Raw genomic sequence first — 13,084 nt, forward strand, 5'->3', positions numbered from 1 at the left:
ATCAGGCCCCCCTGACCAGTTCTATGGCTTCCTGGATGGCAGTCTCAAAGTTTGACTCCGCCTTCTCGCGGATTGAGGAAATTTCCTTCTCGCCATCCTCGAGAATCTTTTTGGCTTCACTCTCACCCTCGAGGCGGGCCTTCTCTATGAGGTTCTGTGACTCCTCTTCGGCCTTCCTAATGGTCTCTTCCTCAATTCTCTTTGCTTCTTCCTTGGCAGTCCTGATTATTTCCTTTGCTTCCTGCTTGGCCTTTTCAATGCGAGCCTCTGCCTCTTTTTCTGCTTCAACAATCCGCTTGATGACGTCTTCCATGAGCCGTCCCTCCGATGACAGTGAAAACAGGTTCCTCTGACAGCTTTGGCTTTCCTAATTGCTTTAAATAGTTTATGGTTGGTCTAGAAAGTTTGGGAAAAAAGAGGTAAAATCGGAATTTATCCGGATTCTTCTTTCCTATCCTCAAACAGCTCTTTGACCTCTTTGAGGGCGGAGTTCTTCGCGAATATTATTATCTGTCCCTTTTCTGGAAGTTTGGTGTCTCCGGAGGGGATTATCAGATTGCCCTTGCTGTCGTAGATGGCCACTATCAGGGCGTCCCTGGGGAGATGGAGGTCTTTTACGAGTTTCCCTGCAACCTTGCTGTTCTCATCTATGGTGAATCTGACTATTTCAGCACCTTCCTTCGGAAACAGGACTCTGTCAAAGCCGGGGGTAACAATGTTCCTGCTTATGTACTCCGCCGCTATTTCCTCCGGAGATATAACGAAGTCAAAGTATCTCTTTAGGTCGGTAACTTCCTCGAATATCTTTCTGTTCTTGGGATTGCTTACCCTCAAGGATGTCTTGATGTTGGGGTTGAGGCTTTTTGCCAGTATGCAAGCTAATAGGTTTGCATCGTCCCTTCCAGTTAGTGCAGCAAAAGCATCTGCCTGCTTTATGTTGGCCTCCTCCAGCGTCTTTGTGTCGGTTGCATCTCCCTCGATCACCAGGCCGTTGATCATGAGGGAGAGCTCCTTTGCCCTGTCCCGGTCCATCTCTATTATCGTTACGTCATGGCCGTCCTCTTCCAGCATTTTCGCAACAAGGTATCCGACCCTGCCCGCTCCCATTATTATGACGTACATTACTCCTCACCGATGAGGTACCTAGCAACCTCTGCGTAGGCGGGTCTCGTCACGAATATTCCGATGAGGACACCTATTATCGTCGTCACCGCGAAGCCCTTGAGCGTGCCAACGAAGTACACTAGGAGGAAGCTCATTGCCGCTATAGTGGTTGCCGCTGAGGCGAATATGATGAAGAACGCCCTTCCAATCCTCTTAAGCGCTCCGGCGCGTCTGGTTATCCTTGCGCTCCTCTCTCCGCCGAGGAGCTCGTCGGTTATGACAACCTGTTGGTCAACGCCCGTACCGATTGCCGCGATTATACCGGCTATGCTCGGCAGGTCGAGGTTCCACTTGATGAGCGCCGCTATCCCAAGGATGATTATGACCTCAAAGAGGCTGGTGCTCGCGACGGGTATGGCTATCTTCCAGTTCCTGTAGTGGAAGTAAACGATGAGGAGGACCGCCACCAGTGCGGCGAGGCCTGCGTAGAGGGCCTGGTTCTTAAAGTCCTGTCCGAGCTTTGGAGAGATGAACTCCATGCTGATGACCCTGAGCTTGACCGGGAGGGAGCCGCTCTTGAGCACGGTGTACACTGTCTTTGCCTCCCTCTCGGCTTTGACCCTGTTGGCCGCGTGTCCAGTTATCTGAACATCGGTCTGGGGAACGCCGTTGGCCAGCCCTTCACCAAGTGAATACGGGCCGTAGAGCCCTAGTATCTCCTTGACGAAGGTTGTGGTATCAGTACCGGCTTCGCTCTGGATGTACTTGACGCTCACGTTCATCGCCTTCAGCTGGTCGTAGAGCTCCCTTGGAACTCCTGCGAGGACGATGGTTTTGCCGTTTGCTATCTCCTTGAGTTCCCTGGCGCTCTGGTTGGTGTACATTACGGTTGTTATGTTCAAGGCCTTCTTTATCCTGAGAGCCAAAGGTGGTGCATCGGGCGCGCCCGCGTTAAAGGCCGTTCCGTTCATCGTGATGAACACATCCTGGGGGACAACGAGGAGAGAATTAACCGGGGGATCAAGGAACATGTCAACTGGCCATCCTGCCTTCCCCTTGGCCAGCTCGGCGAACTTCTCGGCGGCGCTCTTCGATATCCTGAACGGAACCGCCCAGCTGTTGTCGGGTTTTATCTCATAGGGGCCGACGTAGGTGATGTCCTTCCCTGTTCCAAAGACAACACCGTTGAACTCCATGAAGAAAACACCCTGGCTCTCAATAACCTGTTTAAGCTGGTTTGCCTCTTCTGTTGAGCTTACGTTTGCAACCTTAACGACGACTATGCTGTTGCCCTGACCCTCAACCGAAATGTCCCTCAGGCCAAAGGTGTTGAGCCTCTTCTGGAGGGAATCTACGACGAGCTCCATTGTCTTTGAGTCAACGGGCTCCTCAGTCTGCGCGATGAGCGCGACACCGCCCGAAATGTCTATTCCGAATGTGAGCCCCCTTGCATAGAGTGAGCCAATCGAACCTATGAGGAAGAGGATTAGCAGAAGGACTTTCCAGTTCAGGAGTATCCTCTTGAGCTTCCTGTTCATAGTTCAACCCCCCTCGAGAGGTACCAGCGGAGAACACCGGCGTTGAAAATCCATGTGTTCATAAAATCCGCAAGCAGACCGAATATCAGGACTGCCGCTATGTTGTCCAGGACCGGTGAGGTTGATATTATCCACAGCATTAAGAGTGCGCCGAGGGTTGTTGTGCTCATTGTAAAACCGGTTGAAACCGCGCTCAGGTAGGCCTCTTCGATGGTGTCCTCCTTCCTCTTCGTGAGCTTCGTGGTTAGGAGGATGTTGCTGTCAACGGTGTAACCTATGAGCATCAGGAGGGCCGCGATTGTTGCGGTCGTCAGCTGGATTCTAAATATCCCCATAACGGCAACGGCTATGGTCATGTCGGAGAGTGCGGAGAATATTATTGCCAGAGATGACACTGGATTCCTGAAGAACAGGAACACAACAACCGCCATTGCAATGAACGCAAAGATGATTGCCCTCATACCCTGCTTCTTTGCCATCTCACCGAAGGTTGGCTGGACCTCGCTGTGGGTGAAGTCTGCGTTTGGGTACTTCTCCTTGAGGATGTCTATTATTTTTTGAGGATCGGTTCCTGCCGGAGCGTAGACCCTTATTCCCTTTGATCCGCTAACACTGGTGAAGCTTTCAACGTGGACTTCGAGGCCAAGTTTGCCACTCAGCTCCTTCTCCAGCTGGTCGGGATTTGCGCTGATACCCTCTCCAGTTACCACCACACCGCCCTTGAGGTCTATTCCAAGGGGCGGAAAGTGCACTGCCAGCAGGAGAAGTGCCACTATGAAAACAACAAGCGGGTAGGTTATCATTTTCTTGGGCTCCATTTCAGCGAGAAACCTCAGCTTTTCCCTGCTTTTTGCCCGAACTTCGGCGGTTTGCCCGGGCTTTTGAGTTTTACCCTTGGCCATACGTTCACCCCTGAAAGTTTTGATTCGGCAACTTGTTGGTTAATAAAAACCCCGACGGTTTTAAAATTAGTGGTGGTTTTTGTGGATTCACTTTTTGGTGTTTGTTTTTTGGGTTCGGGCCGTTGTGGTAGACTTTGTGCCCAATTGGGCTAAAAATTGCAGTTATAATCAAAAACATCCAGAAAAAGCCGGTTTAAATCGATAGAAAACGGTAAATGTCTGCTCAGTCCAGAATCGGCCCGTTACTTTCCCTTCTATTCTGGGATTAACTTTAAAAAGGGTGCCAACAACCAAAGGTTCAGGTGAGAGCCATGGCCGAGATAGAGACGATAGGTTTTCACTACGTTGTTGAGGCAGCTGGTTGCGATCCTGAGGTTCTCGGTAACGCTGACAGGATAAGACAGATATTCCTCGAGGCGGCCAAAGTGGGCAATATGGAGGTCAAGGCAAGCTACTTCTTCAAGTTCTCTCCGACCGGGGTCAGCGGCGTCGTCATAGTCGCTGAGAGCCACATCTCAGTCCACACCTGGCCGGAGAAGGGCTATGCCGCTCTTGACGTCTACACCTGCGGCACCAAGGCCAACCCGGAGAAGGCCGTTGACTACATCCTCGAGCAGTTTAAGGCCAAGTACGCTCACGTCTCGGAGATAAAGCGCGGCATCGAGGAGGACGACGAGACCTTCACCCACATGATAATGACTTGGGAAGAAGCCTTAAGAAAGAACGGAAACGGAAGCGGCTAAGAAGTTCAGAGCAGCTTTTCTATTTCCTTCACCCTCTCCAGAGCGTCGCTTAAGACCTTCCTGACGTTTTCAAGCTTTGCCTTGAGCTGGTGGTTCTCCTCCTCGAGGGCCCTGACCTTCTCTTCAAGCTCCTTCACTCTGGCCTCAAGCTCCTCCTTCTCCTTCTTGAGCTTCTCATACTCCTCCATCGCAACGAGCTGGCCGCCCTTGGCAAGGACCTCAACGTTCTTTACGAGCTCGTCGAGCTTGCCCTGCTTGATGAGTTCGTAGGTCTCCCTGACGAGCTGTCCTGCTTTTGTCTCGCCCTTGAGGTGCTTCCTTATTGTCTGCTCCGTCCTGCCGAGCTCTTCAGCGATTTCACTGACGGTCATACCAGCCTTCTCCCTGGCTATAGCCCCAGCTGCCACCGCAAGGCTGTCAACCCAGGTGAGTCTCTCCGCTGGATCTTTGATCAGTTCTATGACCTCGGGCCTGAATAGCGTCGCGAACAGGAGTACGCTCTCAAGCCTGTGTATCTCCTCCCTCCCAATCGGGTTCAGCGGAACCTCCACCATTACCCATCACCTCCTTTCAGTTTTTCACTCAAGTTCGATGACGGCCTTCCTCTTGAGGATCTTGTCAGGATAGACAATTATTCCCTTATCGGTGATGTCGAACGGGTGCCTCCTCATGCTGTGGCTCGTTCCGCGCATCTTCCAGACAATGAGAGAGCGCTTCAGCTCGCCGTCGATCTCATCGAGGTCAAGGCGGATTATGCCGTCAACGCCGTGCTCGACACCGGGACCACCGAAACCGCGCTCACCAACGCTTATCTGGCTGACGAAGATGCTCGTGACTCCGAGGCCTGCCAGAACGCGCTTGAGCTGCATCACAATGCTCCTCGCCATCGCTGGCTTGTTGATGTAGAGCGTTGTAACTGAGTCAACGACCAGTCTCTTGGCTCCAATATCCTTGACGGCTGTCCTGAGGACGTCTATGAACTCCCTTATGTCAGTTAAATCGTGGACGATGTACTTCTCGTACTCCTTACTCTTGCCGATTCCTGCGGTGAAGGCATCGACCATCGCGAATAGCCCTTCTTCCTCGTACTTCCTGACGTCCCATCCAAACTGGGCCATGTTCTGCCTTACCTGAACCGGGTGCTCTTCCAGAGCTACGTAGATCCCTGGCTCTCCCATCTGAAGGCCGTTCCAGAGGAACTGCTGTGAGAAGATTGACTTTCCGGTTCCTGGGCCGCCGCTGAGAAGAACGACGTTCCTCTCGGGTATTCCCCCGTGGAGTATCTCGTCCATGCCCGGGATGCCGGTCTTTACCCTCCTGATCATCGTGACCACCCCTTAAACTTACCTTTAGTTACCATTATGTTTGTGTGAGGAAGGGCTTAAAAAGATTACGTTGGGTAAGAAAAGTCAGTGCTTTCTCCTGAGAAACTCCCCGACGTCGGTAACGTTGAGAATGAACTTGTTTCTGCTCCCCGGGTTTATCCTGCCGATTCCGAGGATTATCCCGTTTTCATCGTAGATTACGAGCTTTTTTGTGCCCTGCCACTCGTACTTCCTCACGCCGCTCTTCGGTACGTCCTTTCCGGTAGTGAAGAGAAAGCCCGCCTTGGGGCTCAGAACTGCGTAGTTCTTCTGGATGTCAACGAAGTAGAAGAACTCTACGTTTGGGTAGAACTTCTCGACGAAGTTTTTGTCAACCTTTATCGTGCCGACGAAGGTTCCGTAGGCGTAGGGCTTGAGCTTTAGTTCTTCTATTTCCTTCCACACCCTCTCGTTAACTGCGTAAACGTCCCGGAACTTGCCTTCCACTACCGCGAAGGTATGGTGCTTTAGCTCGCCGTATTTCTCCGCCTCACGGAGGATGAGGTCGTACTCCCATGATGAGGCACGCCGGTAGCGGAGTTCTCCTTGGGTCATCGAGAAAATTTGGGAAGAGTACTTAAAAACGTGAGCGTTCACAGCTTCTCAAGGAGTTCAGCGAAACCGCCCATATCGGTTTCTTCCAGCCCCTTCTCGAACTCCAGCCCGAGCTCCGCTATCTCCTCCGGCGTTATCGTCGTTTCTGGTTCTTCGGCGTTTACCCCGGGACAGCTCTCGTCGTAGTATAGCCAGAACTTTTCTCCTTTGTACTCAAACGGCTCCTCCCCTTCAACGCCGAGCGGCTTCCTTGACACCATGAAGGGATAAATCCTGCAGATTAGGGGTCTGGCCTCGTGGATCGTGCATTTTCCGGTTTCAGGGTCGTGGAGGACACAGCCCAAGTCCCACTCCCTAACTGAGAGCACAAACCTGATTTTCTCGCCTTCGATAGAAAAAGTCACAAAGTCCTGAGGGTCTTTTCCAGTCTTTGCTATCCTCTCAATGTCCTTCAGCGTCAGGTAAACGTGCCTCCCCCTGCAACAGTCAAGACAGTAGAGACAGCGGAAGCCAACCGGTTCTGTAAAGGGCTTGGGTTGGAAGCGCATGATCCCACCTCATGTGTTCAGATGTGCGTCAAACTCCCTGCTCTTTTTGTACTCCGCGTAGCTCTTGTCAAGCCTCTTCGCCACGTATGGTCCGTTCTTGCGGTAGCCGAACTTTCTGTAGTACTCCCTTACACCAACGCCGCTGATGACCAGCATTTTCTTGACATCGAACTCCTCCCTCGCTATCCTCTCGGCCTCGGCTAAAAGCTCCCTCCCATACCCGCGATGCTGCCACTCGTACTTCGGTTTTCCACCTATTGGCACGAGAGGACCGTAGACGTGAAGCTCCCTCACTATGGCAGAAGGACAGCAGTTTATCTCCTTCCTGTGGGCCTTTTCGCTTGGAATCCTAAGCCTCAGGAAGCCTATCAGGATGTCGTTCTTAACGTCCTCGAAACTCAGGAATATCTCCTTCCCTCCAGCGGCATCGTAGTCCTCGCGGAGGAGTTTTATGTGCTCAATCTCCGGCTGGATTCCGAACTTCTGCATCATATGGCCGACTTCCCTAAAGCGGATTTCCCTCGGCCTTATTCCCCTCTTTATCAGCTCGTTGAAGACGAGCTGGCCGAGGTTGGAGTGCTTGACTCCGGCAACGATGAGCTTGGCAGGGATGTCCCTCTGTATTCTCATCACACGAACCCACTTGGGGAAGAGCTTGTAGGCTTCAACGAGGAGCTCAAGGGCCTCTTCCGTCGTGTACGGCCTGTACTTGCCAGCCTTGTACCAGGCGTAGAGCGGAGCGTCGGCAGTAACGAGGGTTGGGTATATCTTCAGCATGTCAGGGCGGAAGCGGGGATCTTCGAATATCTTCCTGAAGGTGTACAGATCCCTCTCAAAGTTACTCCCCGGCAGGCCAGGCATTATGTGGTAGTTTATCTTTAAGCCAGCGTCTCTCAGAAGCTGGGTGGCCTTGATTATCTCCTCAACGCCGTGACCTCTCTTCGTCCTCTCGTGGATGAAGTTGAAAACAGTCTGAACTCCAAGCTCGACCCGCGTCGTTCCCAGTTTGAGCATTCTGTCTATCTGCCTCTCGAAGGCCCAGTCGGGACGGGTCTCTATAGTAAGGCCGACCATTCTGACCTTAGCCTTCTCGTTTTTCCTCTGCTCGTCTTCGATGTAGTAGTAGGGCCTTCTGTGGGTCAGCTCCCAAGCCCTCTTGAACTCGGGGTCTTCTTCGAAAACCGACTTGTCGCCCTTCACTATGAGCCTGACGAGCTTCTCCTCAAGGTTTTCAATGTCCTTGAAGTACGGAAAGTCGTTCATTGCCTTGAAGGCGCACTTTATGTACCATTCCTGGTAGTCGAGGTCAACCGCTGGAAAGGTCCCTCCCTGGATTATGACCTCCACCTTATCAACGTTGTGGCCGATGTCGGTGAGCTGCTTTAACCTGCGCATCATGATGATGTATGGGTGGTAGGCGCTCTGGACTGCCCTCAGCGCTGAAGGCTCTTTTCCGGTGTAGCTCTGCGGCGAACCAACTGAGGGCCCTCCCGGGCAGTAAATACACCTGCCGTGCGGGCAGGGGAAGGGCTTTGTCATCATGGCTACGACGGCAACTCCGCTTATTGTCCTCGTCGGCTTTCTCTTAAGGAGCTCTCTAAATCTGTCGCGCTCCTCCTCAGGAATGGCCTTCAGAATGTCCGAGTTGCCCGGGATCTTTGAAAGGTGATACTTCCGCGACACGATAATCTTGTAGCGGTTGAGCTCGTTTCTATCCTTTATCTCGCCTGCTAACACAGCTCTCGCTATCTCCTCGACGGCTTTCCTGAATCTCTCACCGTCTTCCATCTCGCCCATGCTAACACCTCTCGGCCCAAGTTGAGGCGCGGTTTTAAAAGGGTTGCTGGACATATTCAGTTAGTGAATACACCAAGTGAATAGGACGGTGGAAAACATGGTAAAGCGCGATGAACTCGTCTCTTTCCTCGATGAGTACCTAAACATCTCCGCCTATCCTGACAAGTCGAGCAACGGCCTTCAGGTAGAGGGGAAAGAAGAAGTTGAGAGGGTAGCGTTTACCGTTGACACTACACTCAGAACCATAGAACGCGCAGCTAAAGCCGGTGCTGACATGATGATAGTCCATCACGGCATGATATGGGGAGGGTTGGAGTACGTAACCGGGGTACACTACAAGCGCCTTAAGGCCCTCATAGAGAAAGGCCTGAACCTCTACGTTGCCCACCTTCCCCTCGATGCCCACCCAGAGGTGGGGAACAACGTTGAGTTGCTGAAGCTTTTGGGCTTGGAGCCGAAGGGGCCTTTTGGTGAGTACAAGGGGCTGACCATAGGTTTTTGGAGCGAGTTCAGGGAGCCGCAGCCCATAGAGAAGATCGCACAGATAATCGCGGAGAAGCTCGACACAACGGTTAGGACCTACGAGTTCGGGAAGAGGGAAATAAAGATGGTTGGAGCAGTCAGCGGGGCGGGGGCGTTTGCCCTCGAAGAGGCCTGGAGGAGGGGTATAGACCTTCTCATTACCGGCGAGTTTGGACACGCGGACTATCTGACGGCCATCGACCTGCCGCAGAGCGTTCTTGTTGCCGGCCACTACAAGACGGAGACCCTCGGCGTTAAGGCCCTGATGCCAGTCCTCAAGGAAAAATTTGGCCTGGACGTTTTCTTCATCGACGAGCCGACTGGGCTTTAATTTTTGAATTTCTTTATCATAGTGCGTAACAACCTACACAAAAGGGTTAATAATGAGATAGACGTAACTTGCTTGGAGGGGCACACTATGAACAAGGCGCTCATCATCATGGCAGTCATCACAATAGCGCTGGTAGTTTATGCCTTCGAAACTGCCCAGCTTCCACCGGCCAGTATAGAGTACACCGAAGTCTTTTACGTGGATAATCAGAGTGTTACGTTTATCACCCAGGACGGCTTTGGACTGTTCACCATGAAGATCAGCCCGCACGTAGACAACTTTGAACTTAAGATTGAGTTTCCCGAGGGTACCACTTACCTCGTCCGCTACGGTTCAGAGCAGTTTAAAGGGGAGACCACGTTCAAAATAAACGTCCACAAGGGGGACGCTCCGCAGGAAGTTTACGTTCACTTCCAGCTGCCGGAGGAGCTGACCAGGAAAGTAGTCTATGAGGGAGCAACCCCAGAAATAAGGATAATTGGGGATAAAGTTCCCTTCTGGCACAGTGAAGATGTGATCTATATCAAATACCACAAGGAAGAGAAGAGCTGAAGGACTTCATTTTCTTTTATCAATTTGAGCTTTATCCCGATCTCTTCTGCGTACCCTTCAATCCAGCCGGGCTTTTGGGGCATTGAAGTTACCACCCACAGCTCTGGGAAACCTGCCCTCTGGGCCTTAACGACGTCGTAGAGGAGCCTCTGGGGAAACCACTTGAAGGAAGCCTCAAGCTCGATAGCGAGAATCTTCTCCTCTCCATTCAGAATTGCTATGTCTATCCTGGTGCCATCTGAAGTTCTGTACTCGGAAACGGCCTGAAGACCGAGCTCTTCCGAAAGTTCGATTATCTGCTTGGTCAGGGTTTTGACTTTGATCCTACCACTCTCCAAGTAGTAAAGGAGAAAAGGAAACGGCTTCTCAGCCGAGCCTCTTTTTAACCTCCTCAATCGCTTCCTCCGCCTTGAGCGGATTCTTTATCCTGCCCTGCGCTAATTCTTTCCTTCCGCCGCCACCGCCGCCGGCGACGCTCGTTATAACCTTCGCCAGCTCGCCGGCCTTGAGGTCGAGGCCGTCTCCAACGGCAACCACGAAGTGGCCCTCCCTGCTTATCAGCACGACGACGCGGTTATCTTTCCTGAGCCTGTTGGCTGCTTCCCTGAGGTCGTCGATGGTTCCCTCAACCACAGCTCCGATGAACTCGACGTTGCCCACTTTCTCGACCTTTTCCCGGAGTTCGTAGACGAGGAGCTTTGCAAGCTCTTTCCTGAGCTTCTCTACTTCCTTCCTAGCCTCTTTCCACTCGTTGAAGAACCTCTCGGCAGTCTCGGGCACCTTCTCGGGCGGGACGCGGAATATCTCGGCGGTTCTCTTGAGGAGTCTCTCTGTTTCCTGCATCCAGTTGATGGCAGCCTCTCCAGCCGCGAATATAATCCTCTCAACACCGTCCTGTATCCTCTCGGTCCGGAGTATCTTAATCGGACCGATTAGCCCCGTGTTCGGTAGGTGGGTTCCACCGCAGGCCTGGACGTCCCAGTCTTCTATCTTGAGAACCCTGATGACCCTTCCAGGGACGACACCGCCCTGGTACAGGCGGAAGCCGTACTTCATCTCCGCTTCGGTCCTCGGGAGCCACTCCCATGTAACCTTCCTGTTCTCCATAACGACCCTGTTGGCGAGCCTCTCAATCTCCCTGAGCTCCTCCTCGGTTATCCTCTTGTAGTGGCTGATGTCGAGCCTGGCCCAGTCGGTGTGGAGCTGGCTTCCAGCCTGCCAGACGTGCTTTCCTAATACGCGAACAAGCGCTCCCATAAGGACGTGGGTCCCCGTGTGGTGACGCATGTGCTGTATCCTCCTGTCCCAGTCGAGCCTCCCGTGGACGGTGGCACCTTCCTTGAAGAGCTCCGGCTTCTCAACCTTATGGAGAATGACCTTTCCGACCTTCTGGACGTTCGTGACCTTGACCTCTTTGCCGTTCACCACTAAAACGCCAGTGTCGTAGGGCTGACCGCCGCCCTCCGGATAGAACGCCGTCTGGTCGAGGACAACCCAGTCGTCTATGACCTTCAGGACTTTCGCGTCGAATTCTTTCATGAACGGGTCTTCGTAGTAGAGCGTTCTCGTCTCGGGCAGGTCTTTCACAAGCTCAAAGTCCACGACGTATTCCGCTGCTTCCTTCTTCTCGGTCTGCTTTTCGGCTTCCTTCGCGACCAGGGTGTAGAAATTATCCGGGATGTGGACCTTTATGCCTTCCTTCTCAGCTACCTCTGCAACTATCTCCGGGGTGAGGCCGTGGCTCTCGTAGAACAGGATGAGCTTCTCCAGCGGGAGCTCGTCGATGCCCTTCTTCTTGAGCTTGGCTATCTCCCTCTTCACGAGGTCGCTTCCGCGCCTGAGGGTATCTGCGTAGCGCTTCTCCTCGACATTGATTATGTCGAGGATTACATCCTCCATCTCCTTGAACTCGGGGAAGGTCGGTGAGAGCTCCTTTATGTGCATCGCCACTATCTCAGCGAGCGGAATCTCAAGGCCGAGCTCGCGGAGGTGCCTTATGCTCTTCCTTATCAGCAGGCGCGCCAGGTAACCCGCTTTCACGTTGGACGGGATAACTCCGTCGGCGAGCATGAAGGTAAGGGCTTTCGTGTGGTCTGCTATAGCATAGATCAGCTCGTAGGGTCTAACGGCCTTCTCAAGCTCCTCGACGCTTATGCCGACGCGCTTGGCAACCTGCTCTCTAAGATAGCGCAGGTCTCCCATGTCCTCGATGTCGAACATTCCAGCCAGCCTGGAGTTCTCCATCAAGATGCGCTCGTCTATCTTCTCAACTCCGGCCATCTTCTTGAGCGGCTCAATGACGTAGCCAAGAACCGCATCATAAGCCGTTGGGGTTCCGTGGCTCATCCAGACGAGCCTCTCAAGGCCGTAGCCGGTGTCAACTACACGCGTCTCCATCGGGACGTAGTAATCTCCCTTTATCTCAACGACCTGGCTCGGGTCGGCGTTGGCAGGGGCCTTCTTGTACTGCATGAAGACGAGCGTTGCCACCTCAAGGCCGCGGTAGAGCACCTCGAAGGCCGGCCCGGCGTTTCCACCGCCAGCCCAGGGGTTCTCCTTGAAGGTTATGTCCTCGGGCTTCATCTTCAGCTCCTTGGTGAAGAACTCGAAGGCCAGCTCGACAGTCTCGTCCATCCAGTATACCGGCTTGCCGGGGTAGTTGAAAGCATGATGTGCCATCATCTCAAAGATGGTAAAGTGCCTTCCGGTGATTCCGACGTTGTCGATGTCGGTAAAGCGGATCGAGGGCTGGCTTATTGTGAGGGGGTTCGCCGGCGGGTCTGCCTCACCGCTTATGACCCAGGGCTGGAAGTCCATGATCGAAGCTCCAACGAGGAGCACATCGTCCCTCCAGCGCGGTAAAACAGGGTAGCGCTTGACCCTGCCGTGGCCGTGCTTTTCGAAGAAGCTCAGAAACTTCTCGCGCATCTCGTCGAGTGTGTACTTCTTCGGGATTCCGGGCTTTCCTATGAACTGATACTCGTCACACGGCGGGTCTCCGCAGGTTTCCCTGTCCGGGTCGAGCGTCCAGAAGTGCTTCCCGCAGACCTTACAGGTCTTCCTTATCCATCCCTCTTCCTTGAACATTCGAGTTGTCATGTCCATACTCATAAGCATCACCCGTTCAT

General features: G+C 53.0%; 14 protein-coding genes. 3 read left to right on the forward strand and 11 right to left on the reverse strand.

Annotation, left to right across the window (positions count from 1 at the left end):
- Position 1 precedes the first annotated feature (1 nt).
- From A0127_RS07260 to A0127_RS07275, 4 genes are all read right to left on the reverse strand, one after another.
- The gene (locus A0127_RS07260; RefSeq protein ID WP_062389871.1) at positions 2–313 is read right to left on the reverse strand and encodes a V-type ATP synthase subunit H; all 312 of its coding nucleotides are present in this window, start codon (positions 311–313) and stop codon (positions 2–4) included.
- Between the two features lie 119 nt (positions 314–432).
- Entirely contained in the window at positions 433–1,122 is a 690-nt protein-coding gene (locus A0127_RS07265; RefSeq protein WP_062389873.1) for a potassium channel family protein, read from the reverse strand.
- Positions 1,122–2,642, reverse strand: a complete 1,521-nt coding sequence (locus A0127_RS07270; protein WP_062389876.1) for a preprotein translocase subunit SecD — start codon at positions 2,640–2,642, stop codon at positions 1,122–1,124. Before A0127_RS07270 ends, A0127_RS07265 begins: the two co-directional genes overlap by 1 nt.
- Complete coding sequence (locus A0127_RS07275; RefSeq protein ID WP_062389879.1) at positions 2,639–3,544, reverse strand: protein translocase subunit SecF; 906 nt, start codon at positions 3,542–3,544, stop codon at positions 2,639–2,641. Before A0127_RS07275 ends, A0127_RS07270 begins: the two co-directional genes overlap by 4 nt.
- Before the next feature lie 320 nt (positions 3,545–3,864).
- On the opposite strand from A0127_RS07275, the gene speD reads away from it, so the two are divergent.
- Positions 3,865–4,287 (forward strand): adenosylmethionine decarboxylase, encoded by a 423-nt coding sequence (gene speD / locus A0127_RS07280; RefSeq protein WP_048053856.1) that lies wholly within the window; start codon positions 3,865–3,867, stop codon positions 4,285–4,287.
- 5 nt (positions 4,288–4,292) lie between these two features.
- Here speD and A0127_RS07285 read toward each other — a convergent pair whose 3' ends face one another.
- From A0127_RS07285 to A0127_RS07305, 5 genes are all read right to left on the reverse strand, one after another.
- Complete coding sequence (locus A0127_RS07285) at positions 4,293–4,838, reverse strand: hypothetical protein (protein WP_062390881.1); 546 nt, start codon at positions 4,836–4,838, stop codon at positions 4,293–4,295.
- Between the two features lie 27 nt (positions 4,839–4,865).
- A complete protein-coding gene (locus A0127_RS07290) occupies positions 4,866–5,612 on the reverse strand; it encodes a KaiC domain-containing protein (protein ID WP_054841334.1) in 747 nt (248 codons plus the stop codon).
- 84 nt (positions 5,613–5,696) lie between these two features.
- Positions 5,697–6,206 carry a PUA domain-containing protein gene (locus A0127_RS07295; RefSeq protein WP_062390883.1) on the reverse strand — a complete coding sequence of 170 codons (510 nt, stop codon included), beginning with the start codon at positions 6,204–6,206 and terminating at the stop codon, positions 5,697–5,699.
- Positions 6,207–6,244: 38 nt separating this feature from the next.
- Entirely contained in the window at positions 6,245–6,754 is a 510-nt protein-coding gene (locus A0127_RS07300) for a YkgJ family cysteine cluster protein (RefSeq protein WP_062389883.1), read from the reverse strand.
- Positions 6,755–6,763: 9 nt separating this feature from the next.
- A complete protein-coding gene (locus tag A0127_RS07305) occupies positions 6,764–8,551 on the reverse strand; it encodes a tRNA uridine(34) 5-carboxymethylaminomethyl modification radical SAM/GNAT enzyme Elp3 (protein ID WP_156471176.1) in 1,788 nt (595 codons plus the stop codon).
- A 97-nt stretch (positions 8,552–8,648) separates the two neighbouring features.
- Here A0127_RS07305 and A0127_RS07310 point away from each other — a divergent pair, with 97 nt between their 5' ends.
- Both A0127_RS07310 and A0127_RS07315 read left to right on the forward strand, forming a co-directional pair.
- On the forward strand, positions 8,649–9,404 hold the full coding sequence (locus tag A0127_RS07310; protein ID WP_062389885.1) for a Nif3-like dinuclear metal center hexameric protein: 756 nt from the start codon (positions 8,649–8,651) through the stop codon (positions 9,402–9,404).
- An 87-nt stretch (positions 9,405–9,491) separates the two neighbouring features.
- A complete protein-coding gene (locus A0127_RS07315; RefSeq protein ID WP_062389888.1) occupies positions 9,492–9,956 on the forward strand; it encodes a hypothetical protein in 465 nt (154 codons plus the stop codon).
- Here the strand turns inward: A0127_RS07315 and A0127_RS07320 are convergent.
- The gene (locus tag A0127_RS07320) at positions 9,923–10,351 is read right to left on the reverse strand and encodes a hypothetical protein (RefSeq protein WP_331710442.1); all 429 of its coding nucleotides are present in this window, start codon (positions 10,349–10,351) and stop codon (positions 9,923–9,925) included. The genes A0127_RS07315 and A0127_RS07320 overlap by 34 nt on opposite strands.
- The gene (gene alaS, locus A0127_RS07325; protein ID WP_062389891.1) at positions 10,323–13,067 is read right to left on the reverse strand and encodes an alanine--tRNA ligase; all 2,745 of its coding nucleotides are present in this window, start codon (positions 13,065–13,067) and stop codon (positions 10,323–10,325) included. The genes A0127_RS07320 and alaS overlap by 29 nt, the downstream gene beginning before the upstream one ends.
- Positions 13,068–13,084: the final 17 nt, after the last annotated feature.

It is taken from the genome of Thermococcus peptonophilus, assembly GCF_001592435.1.
Taxonomy (GTDB): domain Archaea; phylum Methanobacteriota_B; class Thermococci; order Thermococcales; family Thermococcaceae; genus Thermococcus; species Thermococcus peptonophilus.

Coding starts and splice junctions, on each gene's coding strand:
- A0127_RS07260 (WP_062389871.1), bottom strand. CDS start 313: ATGGAAGACGTCATCAAGCGGATTGTTGAAGCAGAAAAAGAGGCAGAG.
- A0127_RS07265 (WP_062389873.1), bottom strand. CDS start 1,122: ATGTACGTCATAATAATGGGAGCGGGCAGGGTCGGATACCTTGTTGCG.
- A0127_RS07270 (WP_062389876.1), bottom strand. CDS start 2,642: ATGAACAGGAAGCTCAAGAGGATACTCCTGAACTGGAAAGTCCTTCTG.
- A0127_RS07275 (WP_062389879.1), bottom strand. CDS start 3,544: ATGGCCAAGGGTAAAACTCAAAAGCCCGGGCAAACCGCCGAAGTTCGG.
- A0127_RS07290 (WP_054841334.1), bottom strand. CDS start 5,612: ATGATCAGGAGGGTAAAGACCGGCATCCCGGGCATGGACGAGATACTC.
- A0127_RS07295 (WP_062390883.1), bottom strand. CDS start 6,206: ATGACCCAAGGAGAACTCCGCTACCGGCGTGCCTCATCATGGGAGTAC.
- A0127_RS07300 (WP_062389883.1), bottom strand. CDS start 6,754: ATGCGCTTCCAACCCAAGCCCTTTACAGAACCGGTTGGCTTCCGCTGT.
- A0127_RS07305 (WP_156471176.1), bottom strand. CDS start 8,551: ATGGGCGAGATGGAAGACGGTGAGAGATTCAGGAAAGCCGTCGAGGAG.
- A0127_RS07310 (WP_062389885.1), top strand. CDS start 8,649: ATGGTAAAGCGCGATGAACTCGTCTCTTTCCTCGATGAGTACCTAAAC.
- A0127_RS07315 (WP_062389888.1), top strand. CDS start 9,492: ATGAACAAGGCGCTCATCATCATGGCAGTCATCACAATAGCGCTGGTA.
- alaS (WP_062389891.1), bottom strand. CDS start 13,067: ATGAGTATGGACATGACAACTCGAATGTTCAAGGAAGAGGGATGGATA.